At 44.1% G+C, this 2,256-nt stretch carries 3 protein-coding genes; all 3 read left to right on the top strand.

Features of this window, described 5'->3' with window-relative positions:
* The first annotated feature begins 357 nt into the window (after positions 1–357).
* The 3 genes from BM210_RS34115 to BM210_RS36075 all read left to right on the top strand — a co-directional run bounded on the left by BM210_RS34115 (position 358) and on the right by BM210_RS36075 (position 2,136).
* A complete protein-coding gene (locus BM210_RS34115) occupies positions 358–1,227 on the top strand; it encodes an AraC family transcriptional regulator (RefSeq protein ID WP_091177104.1) in 870 nt (289 codons plus the stop codon).
* Between the two features lie 136 nt (positions 1,228–1,363).
* Complete coding sequence (locus BM210_RS36080; RefSeq protein WP_371263587.1) at positions 1,364–1,726, top strand: tyrosine-type recombinase/integrase; 363 nt, start codon at positions 1,364–1,366, stop codon at positions 1,724–1,726.
* A 143-nt stretch (positions 1,727–1,869) separates the two neighbouring features.
* On the top strand, positions 1,870–2,136 hold the full coding sequence (locus BM210_RS36075; protein ID WP_371263588.1) for a tyrosine-type recombinase/integrase: 267 nt from the start codon (positions 1,870–1,872) through the stop codon (positions 2,134–2,136).
* Positions 2,137–2,256: the final 120 nt, after the last annotated feature.

Genomic DNA, 2,256 nt, shown 5'->3' with positions numbered 1-2,256 from the left:
GCTCAAGCTGCTGTCCAGCCGAACGCTCAAGTCGGGCATTATCGCGGCCCGCTATGAGTTGGAGAAATAGCCGTACAAGGTGTTCCGCTAACGGGGAACGTTAATGAAAAACAATGAGTAGTTTGCCGCGGAAGCTGCTCATTGTTTTTTTTGTTACTCTACAGTAAGTTTTCCGTGTACCCAATCCTACGGATTTGCCAGCCAACTTCAAAGAGACAACACAGGAGTACATGGCATTCCTATCAGACTTGTCTTCTGTTCACTGAGCTGAGAAAGACCCTACAGGATTGTGCACTAAATGTCGGGAAGGGAATTACCTTCTCTGCTATGCTTTGAGTAACGAGGGGAGGTGATATCATGGATATGCTAGCGCAACTGAACAAAGCTTTAAGCTATATTGAGGAGAATCTTACTGATCGTGTGGACTATCAGGAGGCAGCGAAAATTGCCTGCTGTTCGGAATATCATTTTACACGGATGTTCTCATTCCTTGCAGGCATTACTCTGTCGGAATATATCCGCCGAAGACGCCTAACTTTGGCAGCACTCGAGCTAAGCCACAGTGACATCAAGATCATCGATGCTGCGATGAAATACGGATATACCTCGCCGGATTCCTTTACTCGGGCTTTCCAAAGCATGCATGGGATTAATCCCTCGGAAGCCCGGATCCATGGACAGTCCCTCAAAGCCTTCCCACGGATGACGTTTCAACTGACTATCAAAGGAGGAAGTGAAATGAACTACCGAATTGAAGACAAAGAGGCTTTTCGCATCGTGGGGATCAAAAAAAGAGTGCCAATAGTATATCAAGGGGTGAATCCGGAGATTGCGTCGATGTTTGAAGGACTCACCCCAGAAATGATTGATAAGATTAAGGGCTTTTCGAATGTTCAACCTTCAGGACTAATCAGTGCTTCCACGAATTTCAGTGAAGGGCGGATGGAGGAGAAAGGAGAGCTTGATCATTACATTGGGGCGGCCACAACGAAAGATGGAGATGGCTTCGCCCAGCTGGAGGTGCAAGCCTCTACATGGGCTGTATTCACAGCCGTCGGCCCTTTTCCGAGTGCGCTTCAAGAGATCTGGGGACGCATTTATTCCGAATGGTTTCCGTCCTCGCAATATGAGCTAAGCGAAGGGCCGGAAATGCTCTGGAATAAGCACAAAGATGTAGCATCGCCGCAATTTAAAAGCGAAATATGGATACCCATTAAAAAGAAATAAGCAATAAAGATTAAACCCTCCCAATTCTAGCAAAGCTAGAGATAACTTATAATTGGGAGGGTTTTTTATGACATTGAAGGATTTATGGATGCTGTAAGAAGCTGACAAACGTATTCTGGGATTCAGCACACATACAATGAAAGCATACTTTCTACAACTAAAGATGTTGGTCCGTGAACTGGGTGATCTGGAGATTGAAGAAATCTCTTTAAACTTGCTAAAAGACTACTTTGCTAAGGTATCAGGGCGGTTAAAATCTAGCAGCTTAGGCCATCGGATTCGATTTGTATGCTCCCTTTTTCGCTTTGCATTTGAAGAAGGACATATCACACGGAACCCTTCTCTTAAGCTGAGAGAACCAAAAATGGACAAACGTATTCCGAAATTTCTAATTGAGGAGGATGTAATTCATCTTAAGATTACCTGTGGATCTCACCGTGAGCATGCTCTGTTGGAATTTCTATACTGCACGGGCTGCCGAGTTGGAGAAGTGCAGTAAATAAACATTGAAGACGTGAACTGGGAGAACTGTTCAGCTATTGTAAATGGTAAGGGTTCTAAACAAAGAGAGGTTTATTTTACTACCGAGTGTAAGGTTTGGTTAAAGAGATACCTAGAGAGTCGTGGGGATACCTGTAAAGCATTGTTTGTTACCGAAACGAATCCGACAAGTCGATTGACGATTCCAACAATACGCTGGTCTTTAAAAAGTTAGCAAAGCGTGGGAAAATTACAGCCAATGTATATCCTCATCGATTCCGTCACACCTATGCCTGTCAATTGCTTGATAACGGTGCTCCACTTGAATTTATTCAGGGTATGCTTGGGCATGAAAAAGCATCTACTACACAGATTTATGCTCAGCTGCGCGGAGAGCGAAGGAGAGAATCATATCGCCGATATTTTTAGGGAAATTCATTTGTTACTTCTCAAGTAAACATTCCTGTTAAGGCTAAGAAATGGCCTTTGTCAAAAAAGGAGCGCCTCGGTATGATGGGTTTGTCCCGGGTTTAAAACCCAACACCATCA

Source organism: Paenibacillus sp. 1_12, assembly GCF_900114475.1.
GTDB lineage: Bacteria > Bacillota > Bacilli > Paenibacillales > NBRC-103111 > Paenibacillus_S.
Note: the sequence above shows the minus strand (reverse complement) of the source record. Positions and strands in the feature narration are given on the sequence as shown.

Excerpts from the sequence above, each read along its gene's own strand:
- BM210_RS34115 (WP_091177104.1), top strand. The coding sequence starts at position 358 with ATGGATATGCTAGCGCAACTGAACAAAGCTTTAAGCTATATTGAGGAG.
- BM210_RS36080 (WP_371263587.1), top strand. The coding sequence starts at position 1,364 with ATGAAAGCATACTTTCTACAACTAAAGATGTTGGTCCGTGAACTGGGT.